Annotated in this window: 16 protein-coding genes; 7 read left to right on the forward strand and 9 right to left on the reverse strand. The window is 72.6% G+C overall.

All coding sequences use genetic code 11. From position 1 onward, the window contains the following. Nucleotides 1–21: 21 nt before the first annotated feature. Genes OG259_RS36125 through OG259_RS36145 form a run of 5 tightly spaced genes read right to left on the reverse strand, consistent with a single transcriptional unit; the run spans nucleotide 22 to nucleotide 5,717 of the window. Nucleotides 22–1,005, reverse strand: coding sequence for an ABC transporter ATP-binding protein (locus OG259_RS36125; protein ID WP_328946076.1), 984 nt, complete (start codon nucleotides 1,003–1,005; stop codon nucleotides 22–24). After that, on the reverse strand, nucleotides 1,002–2,006 hold the full coding sequence (locus tag OG259_RS36130) for an ABC transporter ATP-binding protein (protein ID WP_328946077.1): 1,005 nt from the start codon (nucleotides 2,004–2,006) through the stop codon (nucleotides 1,002–1,004). Before OG259_RS36130 ends, OG259_RS36125 begins: the two co-directional genes overlap by 4 nt. After that, on the reverse strand, nucleotides 2,006–2,992 hold the full coding sequence (locus tag OG259_RS36135; RefSeq protein ID WP_328946078.1) for an ABC transporter permease: 987 nt from the start codon (nucleotides 2,990–2,992) through the stop codon (nucleotides 2,006–2,008). The genes OG259_RS36130 and OG259_RS36135 overlap by 1 nt, the downstream gene beginning before the upstream one ends. Further along, the gene (locus tag OG259_RS36140; protein WP_328947281.1) at nucleotides 2,989–3,918 is read right to left on the reverse strand and encodes an ABC transporter permease; all 930 of its coding nucleotides are present in this window, start codon (nucleotides 3,916–3,918) and stop codon (nucleotides 2,989–2,991) included. The genes OG259_RS36135 and OG259_RS36140 overlap by 4 nt, the downstream gene beginning before the upstream one ends. A gap of 56 nt (nucleotides 3,919–3,974) precedes the next feature. Next, the gene (locus OG259_RS36145) at nucleotides 3,975–5,717 is read right to left on the reverse strand and encodes an ABC transporter substrate-binding protein (protein WP_328946079.1); all 1,743 of its coding nucleotides are present in this window, start codon (nucleotides 5,715–5,717) and stop codon (nucleotides 3,975–3,977) included. A 191-nt stretch (nucleotides 5,718–5,908) separates the two neighbouring features. On the opposite strand from OG259_RS36145, the gene OG259_RS36150 reads away from it, so the two are divergent. The 7 genes from OG259_RS36150 to OG259_RS36180 are packed head-to-tail and all read left to right on the forward strand — an operon-like array spanning nucleotide 5,909 to nucleotide 13,094. Continuing rightward, nucleotides 5,909–7,066, forward strand: coding sequence for an NAD(P)/FAD-dependent oxidoreductase (locus tag OG259_RS36150; RefSeq protein ID WP_328946080.1), 1,158 nt, complete (start codon nucleotides 5,909–5,911; stop codon nucleotides 7,064–7,066). 32 nt (nucleotides 7,067–7,098) lie between these two features. Further along, complete coding sequence (locus OG259_RS36155) at nucleotides 7,099–7,413, forward strand: (2Fe-2S)-binding protein (RefSeq protein WP_266975830.1); 315 nt, start codon at nucleotides 7,099–7,101, stop codon at nucleotides 7,411–7,413. After that, entirely contained in the window at nucleotides 7,394–8,995 is a 1,602-nt protein-coding gene (locus tag OG259_RS36160; RefSeq protein WP_443052078.1) for an FAD/NAD(P)-dependent oxidoreductase, read from the forward strand. The genes OG259_RS36155 and OG259_RS36160 overlap by 20 nt, the downstream gene beginning before the upstream one ends. A gap of 30 nt (nucleotides 8,996–9,025) precedes the next feature. Further along, on the forward strand, nucleotides 9,026–9,934 hold the full coding sequence (locus OG259_RS36165; RefSeq protein ID WP_328946081.1) for a dihydrodipicolinate synthase family protein: 909 nt from the start codon (nucleotides 9,026–9,028) through the stop codon (nucleotides 9,932–9,934). Nucleotides 9,935–9,979: 45 nt separating this feature from the next. Continuing rightward, nucleotides 9,980–10,984: a proline racemase family protein gene (locus tag OG259_RS36170; protein WP_328946082.1), complete on the forward strand. Its 1,005-nt coding sequence runs from the start codon at nucleotides 9,980–9,982 to the stop codon at nucleotides 10,982–10,984. Further along, the gene (locus OG259_RS36175) at nucleotides 10,981–12,366 is read left to right on the forward strand and encodes an aldehyde dehydrogenase family protein (RefSeq protein ID WP_328946083.1); all 1,386 of its coding nucleotides are present in this window, start codon (nucleotides 10,981–10,983) and stop codon (nucleotides 12,364–12,366) included. Before OG259_RS36170 ends, OG259_RS36175 begins: the two co-directional genes overlap by 4 nt. Nucleotides 12,367–12,413: 47 nt before the next feature. Next, nucleotides 12,414–13,094 carry a GntR family transcriptional regulator gene (locus tag OG259_RS36180; protein WP_328946084.1) on the forward strand — a complete coding sequence of 227 codons (681 nt, stop codon included), beginning with the start codon at nucleotides 12,414–12,416 and terminating at the stop codon, nucleotides 13,092–13,094. Nucleotides 13,095–13,137: 43 nt separating this feature from the next. On the opposite strand, the gene OG259_RS36185 is transcribed toward OG259_RS36180, so the two are convergent. The 4 genes from OG259_RS36185 to OG259_RS36200 all read right to left on the reverse strand — a co-directional run bounded on the left by OG259_RS36185 (nucleotide 13,138) and on the right by OG259_RS36200 (nucleotide 17,922). Further along, entirely contained in the window at nucleotides 13,138–14,166 is a 1,029-nt protein-coding gene (locus OG259_RS36185) for a LacI family DNA-binding transcriptional regulator (protein WP_328946085.1), read from the reverse strand. 68 nt (nucleotides 14,167–14,234) lie between these two features. After that, nucleotides 14,235–16,118, reverse strand: coding sequence for a glycoside hydrolase family 36 protein (locus OG259_RS36190; protein WP_328946086.1), 1,884 nt, complete (start codon nucleotides 16,116–16,118; stop codon nucleotides 14,235–14,237). 5 nt (nucleotides 16,119–16,123) lie between these two features. Continuing rightward, entirely contained in the window at nucleotides 16,124–16,939 is an 816-nt protein-coding gene (locus tag OG259_RS36195) for a carbohydrate ABC transporter permease (RefSeq protein ID WP_328946087.1), read from the reverse strand. Beyond that, nucleotides 16,936–17,922 carry a carbohydrate ABC transporter permease gene (locus OG259_RS36200; protein ID WP_328946088.1) on the reverse strand — a complete coding sequence of 329 codons (987 nt, stop codon included), beginning with the start codon at nucleotides 17,920–17,922 and terminating at the stop codon, nucleotides 16,936–16,938. The genes OG259_RS36195 and OG259_RS36200 overlap by 4 nt, the downstream gene beginning before the upstream one ends.

Below are 17,922 nucleotides of genomic sequence, written 5' to 3' on the forward strand. Positions count from 1 at the left end.
GGGACCGGGGCGTTCGCGTGCTCAGACGTCCTCGGGGAAGTGGCAGGCGACCTCACGCGCCTCGCCCGGCACGAGGGTCCGCAGCGGCGGTGCCTCGGCACGGCAGATCTCCCGCGCCTTGGGGCAGCGCGGGTGGAAGGTGCAGCCCGGCGGGGGAGCGGCGGGACTCGGCGGGTCGCCGAGCAGGGTGATCCGCTCGCGACTCCGTTCGGCCGCCGGGTCCGGCAGGGGTACGGCGGACAGCAGCGCCCTCGTATAGGGGTGGGCAGGGGCGGCGTACACCCTCTCCTTGGCGCCGATCTCCACGATCCGGCCCAGGTACATCACGGCCACCCGGTCGCAGACCCGCTTCACGACGGAGAGGTCGTGGGCGATGAAGAGATAGGCGAGGCCGAGTTCGCGCTGGAGCCGCTCCATCAGATTGACGATCTGCGCCTGTACGGAGACGTCGAGGGCGGAGACCGGTTCGTCGGCCACCACGAGCCGGGGGTCGGTGGCCAGGGCGCGGGCGATGCCGATGCGCTGTGCCTGTCCGCCGGAGAATTCGTGGGGGTAGCGGTCGATGTGCTCCGGGATGAGGCCGACCAGTTCCATCAGCTCCACGGCCCGCTTGCGTGCTTCGGTCGCCGTGCCGCCCTGTACGAGGAGCGGGTCGGCGATGATCCGGGCCACGGTCTGCCGGGGGTTGAGGGAGGAGTGGGGGTCCTGGAAGACCATCTGGAGGTCGCGGCGCAGCGGCTTGAGCGCCCGCTGTGACAGATGGCTGATGTCCCTTCCCTCGTACGAGACGGAGCCGGCGGTGGGTTCCAGGAGCCGCACGATCGTGCGGCCCGTGGTCGACTTGCCGCAGCCGGACTCGCCGACGAGGCCCAGGGTCTCGCCCGCCGCCACGTCGAAGCCGATGCCGTCGACGGCCCGGATCGGGGCCGAGCCCCTGCGGCGGCCCGGGAACGTGATCGTGAGGTCCCGTACGCGGAGGAGGGGCGGTGAGGGGGTCGTGGTCATGGGGCGACGCCTTCGTACGCGGGGAAGTGGCAGGCGGCCGGGTGTCCGTCCGGGCCGCCGAGGGAGGGGCGTTCGGTGGCGCAGCGGGTCCGCTCCTCCTCGGAGCCGACGGCGGCGCGGGGACAGCGGGGTGCGAACGCGCAGCCCGGTGCGGGTTCGAGCAGCGACGGCGGGCTGCCCGGGATGGCCCGCAGCGGGGCGTCGTCGGGGTCGTCGAGGCGGGGCAGCGAGTCGAGCAGACCACGGGTGTACGGATGGGCGGGGGAGGCGAACAGGGCGTCCACGGGCGCGTGTTCGGCGGCCCGGCCGCCGTACATGACGAGCACGTCGTGGGCGACCCGGGCGACCACCCCCAGGTCGTGCGTGATCATGACCACGGAGAGTCCCCGCTCCTGCTGGAGGCGGGCGATCAGCTCCAGGATCTGGGCCTGGACGGTGACGTCGAGCGCGGTGGTGGGTTCGTCGGCGATGAGGAGGTCGGGTTCGCAGACGAGGGCCATCGCGATCATCACCCGCTGGCGCATGCCGCCTGAGAACTGGTGGGGGTACTCGCCGGCCCGGCGCCGCGGTTCGGGGATGCCGACCTCGGCGAGTGCCTCGACGGCCCGCTCGCGGGCGGCGGCCCGGCGTGAGCCGAAGTGGACCCGGTGGTGCTCCGCGACCTGTTCGCCGACGGTGTAGTAGGGGTGGAGGCTGGACAGCGGGTCCTGGAAGATCATCGCCATCCGCCGGCCGCGGAGCCCGTTCAGCTCGCGGTCGGAGAGACCGAGCAGTTCCTGCCCGTCCAGGGTGACGGAGCCGGTGACCTCGGCGCCCGTGTGCAGGCCCATGACGGCGAGGGAGGTGACCGACTTGCCGGAGCCGGACTCGCCCACGATGCCGAGGGTCCGGCCGGGCAGCACGTCGAAGGCGAGGGAGTCGACGGCCCGGACGGGGCCGCGCTTCGTCGGGAAGGTGACCGTGAGGTCCCGTACCGACAGGAGGGGGGCGGAGTCGCCCATCAGTACCTCACTCGCGGGTCGACGACGGCGTACAGGAGGTCGACGGCCAGGTTGGCGACGACGATGAAGGTGGCGGCGAGCAGCGTCACCCCGAGGATGACCGGCTGGTCCCCGGTCGACAGGGCGCCGTAGAAGAGCCGTCCTATGCCGGGCAGCCCGAAGATGGACTCGGTGATGACGGCGCCCGCGAGGAGCCCGCCGAGGTCCATCCCGAAGATCGTCAGGATCGGTGTCATCCCGGCGCGCAGACCGTGCTTGACGACCACGGTGCGGCGCGGCAGCCCCTTGGCGCGGGCGGTGCGGATGTACGGCTCCGCCATGGACTCGATCATCGAGTTCCGGCTCTGCCGCGCGTACATGGCGGCATAGAGGAGGGCGAGCGCCAGCCAGGGGAGCAGCAGGTTGGAGGCCCAGGAGAGGGGGTCGCTGCCGAAGGGCACGTACTGCGGGTAGGGGAGCAGGCCCGTGACCCGGATCAGCCCGTAGATGAGCATCACCGAGGTGAAGTAGACGGGGAGCGAGGCGGCGGCGACCGCGCCGACCATCAGGACGCGGTCGGTGAGCGTGTCCTTGCGGAGTGCGGCGGTGACGCCCGCGGAGAGGCCGAGGAGCAGCCAGATCGCGGCGGCGCCGACGGCCAGGGACGCGGAGACCGGCAGCCGGTCGACGAGGAGGTCCCACACGCCCTCGCTGTTCTCGTAGGAGTAACCGAGGCACGGGAAGTCGCAGCGCAGTGCGTACTGGCCGGTGCCCAGCGTGCGGCCGGTGAAGATGCCGGTGACGAAGTCGGCGAACTGCCGCCACAGCGGGGCGTCCAGGCCCATGTTGGCGCGGATGGCCTCCAGGCGTTCGGTGCTGCACGACTTGCCGCAGGCCGCGGCGGCGGGGTCGGAGGGCAGGACGTAGAAGACGGCGAAGGTGACGGCGGCGATGGCGACGAGCACGCCGAGCACGCCGAGGAGGCGCCGGCCGAGGTAGAGGATCACGCGCCGCCTCCCCTCGGGTCGAGGACGTCGCGCAGTGCGTCGCCGAGCAGGGTGAAGGCGAGCACGGTGAGGAAGAGACAGAGGCTCGGGACGGCGAAGTACATGGGGTCCGTCTCGTAGTAGGCGACGCTCTCGGCGATCATCTGGCCCCAGGAGGGCGTCGGCGGGCGGACGCCGACGCCGAGGTAGCTGAGGGCGGCCTCGGTGGCGATCATGCCGGGGACGATCAGCGTCGTGTACGCGATGACGGGCCCGGCGACGCCCGGGAGGATGTCGCGGACGAGGATGCGCAAGGGGCCGGAGCCGCCGACGCGGGCGGCGTCGACGTACTCGCGGTGCTTGAGCGAGAGGGTCTGGCCGCGGACGATCCGGGCGATGCCGGGCCAGCCGAAGAGGCCGATGACCGCGGTCATGAGGACGATCCGGTTGACGTCCCGGGCCACCGACATCATCGCGATCATGAAGATGAGGGAGGGGAAGGACATCGTGAGGTCCATCAGCCGGGAGAGCGCGGTGTCGGTGCGGCCGCCGAAGTAGCCGGCGGCGATGCCGGCCGCCGTCCCCGCGACGACGACGATCGCCGTCGCGGAGAAGGCGATGAGCAGCGAGACCTGGGCGCCGTGCACGACCCGGGCGAACAGGTCGCGGCCGGTGACGGGTTCGACGCCGAGCCAGTGCTCCGCCGAGACGCCGCCGAGCGGCCCGATGGGCAGTCCGCCGAGGTATGGGTCGACGGCGCTCTTGTCGAACTCGTCAGGGCCCCAGCCGCCGAGCGCGCCGATCAGCGGGGCGGCCGCGGCGAGGAGAGCGAAGAAGGCGACCACGCCGAGGGAGAGGCGGGCGGCCGGGCGGCGGCGCAGTTCGGCACGGACGAGCTGCCAGGGGCCGTGGGCCGCGCGGGCGGGAGGTGGTGAGGCCGAGGTCACGGGGGACGGCCGGGTGGTCGGCACGGGGGACGGTGGAGTGGTGGTCACGTTCGGCCTCAGTTCCCGCTCTTCGAGGGGTCCTTGAGGCCGACGGTGGCGTAGTCGAGCTGGCCGCCGAAGGAGGTGTGGCCGAAGGCGCCGGCGATGTTGGTGCCGATGAGGAGGGGCTTGCGCTCGACGACGACGGGCGCGGTGGGCGCCTTGGCGAGGATCTTTCCGTCGAGTTCCCGCCAGGCCTTGGCGGCCTGGGTGGCGTCTGCCATCGCCGCGATCTCGTCCATGCGCTTCATCGTTGCGTCGTCGCGGAAGAGCGAGTGGTTGCCGGAGTTGCCCTTCTCCTTGATGAAGCGGCCGTCGAACACGAACGGCAGGAACGTGGAGCCCGAGGGGTAGTCGGGGCACCAGCCGGTGTAGACGAGGTCGGTGCGGTTCTTGGTGTCGCCGATCGTGTCGTAGAAGGCGGAGGGGTCGACGGTCTCGATGGTGACCTTGATCCCGGCTCGGCCGAGGGACTGCTGGACGGCCTCGCCGACGGCCTTGTCGCCGTTGGAGACGGTGATGCGGGTGGTGAAGCCGTCCGCCTTGCCCGCCTCCTTGAGCAGCTCCTTCGCCTTGGGCACGTCGCCGGTGAGCGGGATGCCGAGGGTGTCGGGCTGCTTGCCGCCGAAGAGGAAGCCGGGCATGAGCGCGGTGGCCGGGTCGTTGAGGGCGGGTCCGCCGGAGGCGGTGAGGACGGCCTCGCGGTCCAGCGCGTACTGCACGGCTTGGCGGACCTTGACGTCGTCGAAGGGCGCGCGCCCGGTGTGCATCTGCACCATCTCGGTACAGCTGGTCGACTCGGCGAGGAGGCGGGCCTTGATGTCCGGCTTGGTGAGCACCTTGGGGGTGGACTCCGGGCGGAGCTTGTCCCAGGGGACGGCGGAGGCGTCGGGGCCGGTCGCGGCGATGAGCCGGTCGTCGATCTGGTTGGCCTTGAGGCCCATGGTGACGACGACCTTGTCCGGGTACGCCTTGCGCACCTGGTCGGTCTTCGGGTCCCAGTGGGTGTTGCGGACGAGGACCAGCTGCTTGTCGCGGGCGTAGGAGTCGATCTTGTACGGGCCCGAGGAGAAGGGCCGGTTGTCGTACTGCGGGCCCTTGTCCTGGGCCGGGGGCACGGGCGCGAAGGTGGGCAGCGTGGCGGCGAAGGGGAACTCGGCGAAGGGCGTGCGGAGTTCGAAGACGATCGTGCGGTCGTCGGGGGTCTTCACGGAGGCGAGGTGCTTGCCGCCCGCCGGGCCCTGGTAGCCCTCGGCGCCGGCGAGGTAGCGGGCCGCGTAGTCGGGGCCGCCGGGCAGGTCGGGGGAGAAGGACCGCTCCACGTTGTGCTTGATGTCCCGCGAGGTGATCGGCGTGCCGTCCTCGTACTTCAGTCCCGGCTTGAGCTTGAAGGTCCAGGTTCTGGCGCCGTCGGAGGAGGTGCCGAGGCTCTCCGCGAGGTCGGGGACCAGTTCGCCGCCCTTGGCGCCGGGTTCCGCCTTGTAGGTGACGAGGGTGCGGTAGAGCAGGCGGGTGCCGAAGTCCATGTCGCCCATCACCCAGTTGCGGGCCGGGTCGAGATGGGTGAAGTCCTGGTTGGACAGGACGGTGAGGGTGCCGCCCTTCTGCGGGGTGCCGCCGAGGACCGCCCCGGCGTTGGCGGCCGCGGGGTTCTTGCCGTTCCGGGCGCCCCCGGACGTGTCTCCGCCGGAGCAGCCGGTCGCGGCGAGGGCCAGGGTCGTCACCAGGGCCGTGGCCAGGGTGCGCGTGCGCTTGTTCATACGGGGTCACTCCGGGGAGCAGTCGGACAGCGCCTGAGGCAGCTGGAATGTGACCGGTAACATAGTAATGTGAAATTGTACTGACAAGGTGTCGGGTCGGCCGTTACCCATCCGTGTCCGGAAGGCGGTCGGGGGCGACAGGGGGTGGTCGGGGCCTTGGCAAGGCAAGTGCAATGTGAAATATTACTGCCGTGCCCACGAGAGAAACCTCGGACGTCATCGTCATCGGCGCCGGCGTCGTCGGTGCCGCCTGCGCCTACTACGCGGCCCTCGCCGGCCTCTCCGTCACCGTCGTCGACCGAGGTTACGTCGCGGGCGGCACGACCGGAGCCGGTGAGGGCAACCTCCTGGTCTCCGACAAGGAACCCGGCCCCGAACTCGAACTCGCCCTCCTCTCCACCGCGCTGTGGACCGAACTCGCCGACAGGCTCCCGCCCGCCGTCGAGTACGAGGCCAAGGGCGGCTTGGTCGTCGCCTCCGGCGAGACGGGACTGCGCGCCCTGCGGGAGTTCGCGGCCCGCCAGGAGAAAGCGGGTGTCGTCACGCACGAGGTGCCCGGTGACCGGCTCCACGACCTGGAGCCCCACCTCGCACCGGGCCTCACCGGCGGCGTCCACTACCCCCAGGACGCCCAGGTGATGCCCGCCCATGCCGCCGCGCAGCTCCTCCGAGCCGCCGGCGACCGGGTCCGCCTCGCGCCGGGCGAGGAGGTCACCGGCCTCCTCACCGGCGCGGGCGGAGCGGTCCGCGGCGTGCGGACCACCACCCGCGAACTCCACGCCCCGTACGTCGTGAACGCCGCGGGCACCTGGGGCGGCGCCCTCGCCGCCCTCGCCGGGGTCCACCTGCCCGTCCTGCCCCGCCGAGGCTTCGTCCTCGTCACCGAACCCCTGCCGCGCGTCGTCCGCCACAAGGTGTACGCCGCCGACTACGTGGCCGACGTGGCCAGCGGCTCCGCCGCCCTCCAGACCTCGGCCGTCGTCGAGGGCACCCCTGCCGGACCCGTCCTCATCGGCGCCAGCCGCGAGCGCGTCGGCTTCGACCGGACGCTCTCCACCGAGGTCCTGCGCCGCCTCGCCGCCGGGGCCACCGCACTGTTCCCCGTACTCGGCACCGTACGGGCGATCCGGACCTACCCCGGCTTCCGCCCCTACCTGCCCGATCATCTGCCCGCCATCGGGCCCGACCCGCGGGTCCCCGGACTGTTGCACGCCTGCGGCCACGAAGGCGCCGGAATCGGGCTCGCGCCGGTGACGGGACGGATCGTCGCGGCCTGCATCACCGGCGACGAACCTCCCCTCGACCTCCACCCGTTCCGACCCGAGCGCTTCGACGCCACCGCACACTGAGGCGCGCACCCACCGTCACGAGAGGAGGGCCCGTGGCCCGCACCCCCATCGGCCTCGTCGGGGCACAGCCCGATCCGCCGTTCGAGATCACCTTCGACGGCCGGCCCGTCCCCGCCCTGCCCGGCCAGACCCTCGCCGCCGCCCTGTGGGGCGCGGGCATCCTGGCCTGGCGCACCACCCGGGACGGAGGGCGCCCGCGCGGCGCGTTCTGCGGCATCGGCCAGTGCTACGACTGCCTCGCCACCGTCAACGGAGAGCCCAACCGCCGCGCCTGTCTGGTCCCGGCCCGCCCCGGCGACGCGATCACCACCCAGGAAGGGCACGGCCATGACCGCCTCGGCGTCTGAACCCGACGACGTGGCCGGGCCTCCCTCGGCGTCCGAACCGAAGGGCTCGGCCGGGACCGTCGCCGACTCCCTGCCCGACGCGGCTCGACGCTCGGACGTGTCGTACGACCTCGTGGTCGTCGGCGCGGGCTCCGCCGGACTCGCCGGAGCCGTCGCCGCCTCCGAACTCGGCCTCTCCGTCGCCCTGTTGGACTCATCGACCCAGCCCGGCGGGCAGTTCTACCGGCACCCGGCACCCACCCTGGGCGCGGTACGGCCCGAGGCCCTCCACCATGACTGGTCCGCCTTCGCCGACCTGCGCCGACGCCTGGACGCGAGCGGCGTCGACCACCTGACCGGACATCATGTGTGGTCCGTCGCGAAGGAGACCGACGGAACATGGACGGCGCACGCGCTCACCGGCGCGGACGGAAGCGCGGACGCGCCCGTCCGGATCGGGGCGCGTGCCCTGCTGCTCGCCACCGGCGCCTACGAGCGCCAACTGCCCTTTCCCGGCTGGACCCTGCCCGGCGTCGTGGGCGCCGGGGGAGCGCAGGCCATGCTCAAGTCCGGGCTCGTACTGCCCGGCCGGCGCATCGTCGTGGCCGGCAGCGGCCCGCTGCTGCTCGCCGTCGCCTCGTCGCTCGCCTCGGCCGGCGCACGGGTGCCGGCGGTGGTCGAGGCGGCGGGATACCTGCGGTACGGGCGCACCCCCCGCGCGCTCGTCACCAACCCGCGCAAGGCGGTCGAGGCCCTCGTCCACGCCGCCGCGCTGGCCCGTCACCGGGTGCCCGTACGGCTCCGCAGCGCGGTGACCGAGGTGCACGGCACCGACCGGGTGGAGGCCGTCACGGTGAGCCGACTGGACCGCGACTGGCGGCCCGTACGGGGGACGGGCCGCCGGATCGCCTGCGACGCCCTCGCGGTCGGACACGGCCTCGTGCCCCAGATCGAGCTTGCCGTGGCGGTCGGCTGCAGCACCCGCGCGCTGCCCGACGGCACCCTGGGGCTCGCCCTGGACGCACTCCAGGAGAGCTCGGTCCCCGGCCTGTGGGCCGCGGGCGAGACCGGAGGCGTCGGCGGTGCGGAACTCGCTCGCGCCGAGGGAGAGTTGGCTGGCCGGGCGATCGCCGCGCGGCTCCTCGGCCGCCGTACCGGAGTCGGCGCGACCGCCGGACTCCGGCGGCGCCGGGACCGCATGCGCGCCTTCGCCGACGTCATGTCCGCCGCGCACGCCCCCGGCCCCGGCTGGACCGGGTGGCTGACCGACGACACGGACGTGTGCCGCTGCGAGGAGGTCCCGGCGGGCCGGGTCCGCGAGGCGGTCGCCGAGCTCGGCGCGCGAGACGCCCGGACCGTCAAACTCCTCACCCGGGCCGGCATGGGGTGGTGCCAGGGCCGGATGTGCGGCACCGCCGTGTCGTGCCTCGCCGCCGACGGAGCCACCCCTGAACCACCGTCCGAGCGACGTCCGTTCGCCGTTCCCGTCCCGCTGGCGGTGTTGGCCGCGCTCGACGGACCGCTGGACCCGACCCCCGCGTCCGACGGTCCGCCGGACCCGATCCCCGCGTCCGACGGTCCGACCGACCCAGTCCCTTCCTGAGACGTCACACACCATCGAAAGGTCGTCGAGATGAACACCACCACCTGGACCACCGACCGCCCCTGGCGCGGCATCATGGTCGCCACCACCCTGCCGTTCAAGGAAGACCTCTCCGTCGACTACGACGCCTACGCCGAGCACGTGGCCTGGCTGATCGCCAACGGCTGTGACGGCGTCGTCCCGAACGGCTCCCTCGGCGAGTACCAGACCCTCACCGCCGACGAGCGCGCCCGGGTCGTCCGCACCGCCGTCGAGGCCGCGGGCGACGGCGCGCGGGTCATGCCGGGTGTCGCCGCCTACGGCAGCGCCGAGTCCCGCCGCTGGGCCGAGCAGGCCGCCGAGGCCGGCTGCGGCTCCGTCCTGCTCCTGCCGCCCAACGCGTACCGCGCCGACGAGCGTTCCGTGATCGCCCACTACGCGGAGGTGGCCGGGGTCGGCATCCCGGTCGTCGCGTACAACAACCCCATCGACACCAAGGTCGACCTCGTCCCGAGCCTGCTGGCGAAGCTGCACGCCGACGGCAGCATCGTCGCCGTCAAGGAGTTCAGCGGCGACGTCCGCAGGGCCTACGAGATCGCCGAACTCGCCCCGGAACTCGACCTGCTCATCGGCGCCGACGACGTCCTCCTGGAGCTGGCCCTGGCCGGTGCGGTCGGCTGGATCGCCGGCTACCCCAACGCCCTCCCCGCGAGCTGCGCCGAGCTGTACCGCGCCGCCGTGGCGGGCGACCTGGCCACCGCCCGGCCGCTCTACTCCTCCCTGCACTCCCTGCTGCGCTGGGACTCCAAGGTCGAGTTCGTCCAGTGCATCAAGCTCTCCATGGACATCGCCGGGAGGCGCGGCGGCCCCACCCGCCCCCCGCGCCTCCCCCTCACCGGTGCGACCGAGACCGCCGTGCGTACCGCCACGGAGAAGGCCGTGGCCGACGGCCACCGCTGACCGGACCCACCGACCGGACTCACCGACCGGACCGAAAGGAACTCCGTGCGTACGCGTCATGTCTTCCACGCAGTCGACTCCCACACCGAGGGAATGCCCACCCGGGTCATCACCGGAGGTGTGGGCGTGATCCCCGGGGCCACCATGGCCGAGCGCAGGCTCCACTTCATCGAGCACCTCGACCACCTCAGGACGCTCCTCATGTTCGAGCCGCGCGGGCACGCGGCGATGAGCGGCGCCATCCTCCAGCCGCCCACCCGCCCCGACGCCGACTACGGAGTCCTCTACATCGAGGTGTCGGGCCTCCTGCCGATGTGCGGCCACGGCACCATCGGCGTCGCCACCGTCCTCGTCGAGACCGGGATGGTGCCCGTCGTCGAACCGGTCACCACCGTCCGCCTGGACACCCCCGCGGGTCTCGTCTCCGTCGACGTCCAGGTGGAGGACGGCGCGGCGACGTCCGCCACCTTCACCAACGTGCCCGCCTTCTGCGTGGGCCTGGACCGCGCGGTGGACGTCCCCGGATTCGGCAAGGTCACCTACGACCTCGCCTTCGGCGGCAACTTCTACGCCTTCGTCTCCCTCGACGACCTCGGGCTGCCGTTCGACCGCGACCGCAAGGACGACCTCCTCGCCGCCGGACTCGCGATCATGGACGCGATCAACGCCTCCCCGGACCGACCCGTGCACCCCAGTCAGCCCGAGATCGCCGGACTCAAACACGTCTACCTCACGGCGCCCGGCTCCGACGCCGCACACTCGCGGCACGCGATGGCCATCCACCCCGGCTGGTTCGACCGTTCCCCGTGCGGCACCGGGACCAGCGCACGCATGGCGCAACTCCACGCACGGGGCGAACTCCCCCTCGACCGCGACTTCGTCAACGAGTCCTTCATCGGCACCCGGTTCACCGGCCGGCTCACCGCCGGGACGGAGGTCGGCGGCCTGCCCGCCGTCGTCCCCACCGTCACCGGCCGCGCCTGGATCACCGGCACCGCCCAGTACTTCCTCGACCCGGACGACCCCTTCCCCGGAGGCTTCCTCCTGTGATCACCGACCTGTCCACCCTCGTCTCCCGCAACCCGGCCGACCCGACCGACGTGCTCGTCAGCCTCCCGGCCCCCGGCGCCTTCGCGGCCGCCGACGCCGTCGAGCGGGCCCGCGCCGCCCAGCCCGGCTGGCTGCGCGCCGGAGCAGCCGCCCGCTCGGCCGCGCTCGGCGCCGTCGCCGCCGGCCTGGAGGCCGCGGCCGACGAACTCGCCGCCCTCGCCGTACGCGAGGTCGGCAAGCCCCTCACCGAGGCCAGGGCCGAGATCGCGCGCACCGTCGCGATCTGGCGCTACTACGCCCAGGCGCCCTTCGAGCCCACCGGCACCGTCCACGAGACCGCGGCAGGACCCGGACTGCTCCTCAACCGGCGCCGCCCCCACGGCGTGGCCGGGCTCGTCACTCCCTGGAACTTCCCGTTCGCCATCCCCAGCTGGAAAGCCGCCCCGGCACTCGCGGTGGGCAACACGGTCGTCCTCAAACCTGCCCCCGAAGCCACCGCGTGCGCCCAGCGACTCGCCGAGATCGTCCGACAGGCCCTGCCCGAGCACGTGTTCGCCGTCCTGCCGGGCGGCCCCACCGAGGGCAACGCCCTCGTCTCCGCCGCCGACGTCGTCTCCTTCACCGGCTCCACCCCCGTGGGCCGGGCCGTCGTCCGCGCGGCGACCGCGCGGGGCGTACCCGCGCAGGCCGAGATGGGCGGCCTGAACGCGGCGATCGTCCTGCCCGACGCGGACATCGGGCGGGCCGCGGCCCACATCGCGGCCGCCGTCGCCGGGTTCGCGGGCCAGAAGTGCACCGCCACCAGCCGGATCGTCGCGGTCGGAGCCGCCCTCGACCCCCTGCGCGAAGCCCTCTCCGAGGCGTTCCGGGCCGTCCGGGTCGGAGACCCCGCCGATCCGGAGACGGTGTGCGGGCCGCTCGTCCAGGAGAGCGCGCGCGAGCGGGTCGTCGAGGCCTGGCAGGGGCTCCCCGTCCTCGCCGGCGCCACCGCACCGACGACACCCGGCTGGTACGCGGCCCCGACCCTGGTCGAGAAGGTCCCGCCGGGGCACCGACTGCTCAACGAGGAGGTCTTCGGACCCATCGCCGCCCTGCTCCCCGCCGACGACCTCGCCCACGCGGTACGGATCACCAACTCGGTGCCGTACGGCCTCGTCACCTCGGTCCACACGGCCGACCTCGACACCGCCCTGTACGGACTCGACCTCCTCGACACCGGCATGATCCGGATCAACGCCCCGTCCACCGGCGTCGACTTCCACCTGCCGTTCGGCGGGGCCAAGCAGTCCGGTCACGGCCCGCGCGAGCAGGGCAGGGCGGCTCTCGAGTTCTACACGTCCTCCCGGACGTACACCCTGGCACCCGCGGGCGCAGCGACGTGACATCGTACGGTGGTGACCGAGAACGAACCGAAGGGATCACCACCGCCATGGGGCACCTGACCCACCGCGACCTGAACGCTTCCCGCGAGCGGCTGCGCGACCAGGTCGCCCATGCCCTGCGCGCCGCCCTGATCTCCGGCGAGCTGCGGCCCGGCGTGGTGTACTCGGCCCCCACTCTGGCCGAGGACTTCGGGATCTCCGCCACCCCCGTACGCGAGGCGATGCTCGACCTGGCTCGCGAAGGGCTGGTCGAGCCCGTCCGCAACAAGGGGTTCCGGGTCACCGAGGTCGACGAACGCGACCTCGACCAGTACACCGAGATCCGCGCGCTCATCGAGATCCCGACGGTCGGCCGCGTCACCCGGTCCGCCACTCGCGAGGACCTGGAGGCGCTGCGGCCGGTGGCCGTGGAGATCGTGCGCGCCGCCCGCGAGCACGACCTCATCGGCTACCTGGAGGCCGACCGGCTCTTCCACCTCACCCTGCTCGGCCTCGCGGGCAACGAACGCCTCGTCGAGACCGTCGGCGATCTGCGCAAGCGGTCGCGCCTGTACGGGCTCACCGCCCTGGACGAGAGCGGCGACCTCATTCCGTCGGCCGAGGAGCACCTGGAGCTCCTCGACCTGATGCTCGCCGGGGACGCCGAGGGCGCGGAGGCGTGCATGACCCGACACCTGGGGCACGTCCGTTCCCTCTGGGCCAAGAGCGAGGGACCGGCCGAAGGCTAGGCCGTGCCCGTGGGAATCATGGCGGGACAGCACACCGGCGCGGCTACCGCGCCGGTGTGCTGCCGCGTACGACCGGTTCCGCCGGGAGCAGCAGCCCACTCGTAGGAGTGGCCTCGGGGTCCTCGACGGCGGTGATCAGCCGGGTGACGAGGGCGTGGGCGATGGCGGACAGGGGCAGCCGCACGCTGGTGAGGGCGGGCTGGATCAGTGTGCAGTGCGGCAGGTCGTTGAAGCCGGCGACGGCGACGTCGACTCCGACGGTGAGGCTGGCCGCACGGACGGCGTGGTAGGCGGCGAGGGCGAGCCAGTCGTTCGCGCACACCAGGGCGGTCGGGCGGTCGGGGCCGACGAGCAGGCGCTGCAGGGCCTGGGAGAGCGCGGCCGGATCGTCGTCGGGCACACCGACCTCGAAGGCGCCGTCGGGTGCCGCGGCCGCGGCCTGCTGCAGGCCGGCCCGCCGGTCGGCGAGCCAGGGCAGCGAGGCCGCGGAGTTCACGTAACAGATCCTGCGGTGGCCCTGCTCGAGCAGGAGGCCGACCAGGGCTGCCGTGGCGGCCGCGGAGTCGATGTCCACCCAGTTCTGCGGGCGGCCGGGGGCCGTGCGGCCGAAGGCGGCGAACGGGAAGCCGGCCTCGGCGAGCACGTCGACGCGGGGGTCGTCGTGCACCACGTCCGAGAGGACGAACCCGTCGACCTGCCGTGCCGCGATCAGCCCGTTGAAGGACTTGGCGACCGCCGCGATGCCCTGCTGGGGGTCGCAGCGGAACAGCAGGATGCGGTGGCCGACGGCGTCGGCGGCGCTCACCAGCGCCTGGAGGAAGCCGCCCATCAGGGGATTGGGGTCGGCGGGGTTGTCGACGGGGGCGGGATAGCCGATGACCTTGCGGGTGCCGGTGCGCAGACTGCGGGCGGACTGATCGGGCTGGTAGCCGAGTTCGTCGATGGCGGCGGTGACCCGGGCGAGGGTGGTGGCGCGCAGCCGGTGGGGGGCGTTGAGGGCGTTCGAGACGGTCTGGCGGGAGACTCCCGCGGCGCGTGCGACGTCCTCGATGGTCACCTGTCGAGCGGTCATCGTTCCTCTGGGGGCGGTGGTCGGAGGGGCTGGGGACGGCGGACGGCCGTCCCCGGCCCCTTCGTCGTTCAGTGCTCTCGGGTCAGGGTGAGCAGGCCGCCGGTCGGCACCGTCACCGGGTTCACCCCGGGGACGAGGTCGAGCACGGTCTCGGACAGGATCTCACCACCGCAGTCCTGTACGAGGGCGAGGGCCCGTTCCTGCCGGGTGGCCACGAGCAGCACCACGGGGTCGCGGTCCGCGTTGGCAACGAGCAGGGTCCCCGGGCCGTCCGTGCCGTCCCGGTCCGGGAGGGCGACGGGGAGCGGCGCGTAACGGGCGACCACGGTGGTGCTGCCGTCGTCGGCGCGTACCTGGGGGTACCCGAGGTCCGGGCGGGCAGGTTCCAGATCGCCGAACTGGAGGACATCGGCGTGGCGGCGGAAGACGCCGAGCCAGAAGCGCAGGGCGGCGGACTGGCCGGGGGTCTGCGCGGCGAGGTCGACGGAGATCTGCGGCACCGAGAACAGCGCGTTGATCAGGTGGACGGCCACGGACTCGGGTGTCTCGGCGGAGTTCCACATGATCATGTCGGCGTGCACGGCGAGCGGTCCCGCGGTGAGCCGGCAGTCGACGATGCGCTGGCGGTTCTCGGCGGGGCTGAGCGGGCAGTCGGTGGCGCGGACCATGGTGGCGTACGGCCAGAGCCCGGGGCCGACGTACGGCTGACGATGCTCGACGATCACGTCGGGCCGGGTGCGGCGCAGCCGGGCGTCGAGGTCGGAGAGCAGTCGGCGCACGCCTTCGTGGACGGTGTCGTGGTCCGCGCCGGCGGGCGCGGGCGGCGGGTCGGCGACGGCGAAGAGGTCGATGAAGTCGAGCTTCACGCCGTCCATGTCCCACTCCTCGACGGCGCGCGCGATCTTCTCGATCAGGTGGCCGCGGACCTCGGGGTGGCGGGGGTCGAGCACGGCCGCGTCCAGCTGCGGCATCTCGCGCAGGATCACGCCCTTGAAGCGATCCCAGGCGTCGTTGTGCCGGCCGATGAACGGCACCGCGTACCAGAGGAGGTAGGCGAGGCCGAGCCGGTGGACCTCGGCCACGTGGCCCGGGAAGTCGGGGAAGGCCTTCGTGTTGGGCTCCCAGTCGCCGCAGTGGCCGTATCCGCGGGTGCGGTCGGCGGTCTGCCAGCCGTCGTCGACGATGATGCTCTCGATGCCGAGGTCGGCGGAGAGGGCGGCCTGCTGTTCGACGGCGGCTGTGTCGACGTTCTGGTGGAGGCTGTACCAGGTGGAGTAGGCGGGCATCCGGGCGGCGGGGGCGACGCCGGGGTGGTCCACGCCCTCGGCCCACCAGTCGGTGACGGCACGCAGGGTGGTGGCGAAGTGGCGGCCGCTGAGGTCGATCCGCAGCCGCATCGGGGGCCCGTCCGGGGCGAGGTCCTGCTCGACGGTGAAGGCGAACTCCCCGCTCTCCTCCACGACACCGGCGCCGACGCGCACGGGCGCGGCGGTCTCTCCGGCGGCGGCCGTGCACAGGGCGCGGTCGTGGGCGCCGACCAGGCTGGTGACGGGGGCGCCGAGGGCGAGCGAGACCGTGCGGGGGGCGATCCACGACGGCGGCAGCCAGCGGGAGGCGTCGGTGTTCGGGGTCCAGTAGGCGGTGGCTCCGAGGCAGGGGACATGCCATTCGGCGCGGAGCGTGACGGCCTCCGCCGCCGAGACCTCGATCAGGGCCACGCCGTGGTCGACCTGGGTGACGGCGGTTTCCCACGCGTCGCTGCCGAGGCCGGTGAGATGGACGGTGAGCGGGGCCCCGGTGGAGTGGAGCAGCCCAGTGGCCAGCTGCCGGTGGACGACGGCGCCGGGGACGTCGTCGGCCGTCGCGTTGGGGCGCCAGACGGGGAGGGGCAGCTGCGGAGCGGCGTCGCCCCCCGCGCCCTCGGGAGCCGGGTGCGGTGATGCGGTGGTCACGGTGGTCACTCCTTGGTGGCCCCGGCCAGCAGGCCGGAGATGAACTGGCGTTGCAGGACGAGGAACAGGGCCATCACGGGGATGGCGGCGATGGCGCTGGCGAGCAGGACCTGCGCGTAGTTGGTGGTGGACAGCCCCTGGAGGGTGGCGGTGGCCACGGGCAGCGTGTACATCTCGGGGCTGCGGAGCGCGATCAGCGGCCAGACGAACTGGTTCCAGCCGCCGAGGAAGACGAACAGCGCGAGCGCCGCGATGATCGGCCGGTTGACCGGGATGACGATCCGCCACAGCACCCGCAGTTCGCCGGCGCCGTCGACGCGGGCAGCGTCGAGGAGTTCGTCGGGCATGGACCGCAGTGCCTGCCGCATCAGGAAGATGCCGAACGGCGTCACCAGCCCGGGCAGGATGACGGACTCGTAGGAGTCGATCATGCCGAGGTCCATCATCATCTGGAAGATCGGGATCAGCATCACCGTGTCGGGGATGACGAGGGTGCTGAGCAGCAGGACGAAGAAGAGGTTGCGTCCGCGGAAGTCGAACTTGGCGAAGGCGTAGCCGGCGAGGACGGAGACGACGACCGCACCGACGGTCTGGAGGCCCGCCACCAGGACGGTGTTGAAGAGGACCCGGGTCAGACCGATGGAGTCCTGGAGGCCCTGGAGGTTCTCCATGAGGTGGCCGCCGGGCAGCAGCTTCGGCGGCCAGGAGAACACGTCCTTGTCGTCCTGGGTGGCGGCCATGGCGAGCCAGTAGAAAGGGCCGACGCAGAGCCCGAAGGCACCGGCGAGCAGCAGGGTGAGCAGGGGGCCGCGGGACTTCATCGGCGCTCTCCCATCAGGCGGACCTGGAGGATGCCGAGGACGGACACGATCAGCGCGAGTGCGTAGGCGAGGGCCGAGGCGTAGCCGAAGTCGAAGTACTTGAAGCCGTTGTTGTAGAGGTACATGGTGACCGTGAGGGTGGCGTTGTCGGGGCCGCCGCCGGTGAGGACGTACGGCTCGTCGAAGAGCTGAAGCGTGCCGATGGTGGAGAGCACCACCGTGAGCAGGAGGATCGGCCGCAGCTGGGGCAGGGTGATGGAGAAGAAGCGGCGGACCGGCCCCGCGCCGTCGACCATCGCGGCCTCGTACAGCTCCTTGGGGATGCCCTGGAGACCGGCGAGGTACATCACCGCGTTGTAGCCGGTGTAGTGCCAGGTGATGACGAGAACGACGCCGACGCGGGCCCAGAAGGGGCTGCCGAGCCAGTTCACCGGGTCTATGCCGAGGAAGGAGAGGACCCAGTTCAGCAGTCCGGCGTCGCGGTTGAGGATCACGGAGAACATCACGCCGGCGGCGACCAGGCCCGTCAGCGAGGGGACGAAGACGCCGAGCCGCCAGAGCGGTCGCAGCCAGACCTTGGTGGAGTTGAGGCCGAGGGCGACGAGCAGGGCGAGGCCGAGCATCAGCGGCACCTGGACGACGAGGATCAGCGCGGTGTTCCTGAGCGCCGTCCAGAACAGCGGATCGTCCATGAGCCGCCGGTAGTTGGCGAGTCCGGTGAACTGCCTGGCGTCGCCGTTCCCGGTCGTGAGACTGATCCAGAACGAGGCGGCGATCGGGTACGCCTTGAAGATCGCGAACCCCAGCACGGCGGGCATGATCAGCAGGTACGGGACGGAGCCGCGGGTCAGCAGCCGGCGTCGGCCGGGGCGGGTGCGGCCGGGGCGTGGGGTGGCGCGGTGGCCGGGTGGGGTGCCGGCACCGACACGGGTGGCGGCGACGGTCCCGGTGGCGCGGGCGGGTTCAGGAGGTGCGAGGGCCAT

Source organism: Streptomyces sp. NBC_00250, from assembly GCF_036192275.1.
Lineage (GTDB): Bacteria > Actinomycetota > Actinomycetes > Streptomycetales > Streptomycetaceae > Streptomyces.